This is a genomic window from Clostridium lentum, assembly GCF_014287815.1.
In the GTDB taxonomy this organism is placed as follows: Bacteria; Bacillota; Clostridia; order Clostridiales; family Clostridiaceae; genus Clostridium; species Clostridium lentum.
This window is the reverse complement of sequence record NZ_JACOOQ010000051.1, coordinates 1-623: the sequence shown is the minus strand read 5'-3', so window position 1 is coordinate 623 and position 623 is coordinate 1. Positions and strand designations below refer to the sequence as shown.

Annotated in this window: 1 protein-coding gene; it reads left to right on the top strand. The window is 29.4% G+C overall.

Annotated features, from left to right (window positions below; translation table 11 throughout):
• The coding region (locus tag H8R92_RS13055; protein WP_186835678.1) for a transposase at positions 1-623 on the top strand (623 nt) is incomplete at both ends.

Below are 623 nucleotides of genomic sequence, written 5' to 3'. Positions count from 1 at the left end.
ATACGGCAGCAAGATATAGTCAAAAATCACCACGTGAAGTGTTACAAGAACGTTCTAAGAAATTAAGAAAATCAGTTTATGAAATAGATGAGAATATTAAAAATACTTTACCAGCTAAAAATACAATTGATAATTTAGATGCTGAAATTAAATATTGTCAGGACTTAGTTAAAGCTATAGAAAAGAATGATGTTATTGCAGCTTATCCAAAGGTTATGGAAAAATTAAATATGTTAAATGAAACATTAGAAGATGATATTCATCATATTCAAGCTTGCGCTGATGCGGATGCAAGAATTGGTCATAAGTCTGTTGACACATCTTTCTTTGGTTATAAAACACATATTGCAATGACAGAAGAAAGAATAATAACTGCTGCAACTATTACTACTGGAGAAAAAAACGATGGTAAAGAATTAGAAACATTAATCACTAAAAGTCAGAAAGCCGGAATAAAAGTTAAAACAATAATTGGTGATTCTGCTTATTCAGAAAAGGGTAATATTGAGTTTGCAAATAGAAATAATATAAAACTTGTAGCAAAGTTAAATCCTTCTGTAACGCAAGGATTTAGAAAAAAAGAAGATGAGTTCCAATTCAATAAAGATGCTGGAATGTATGTA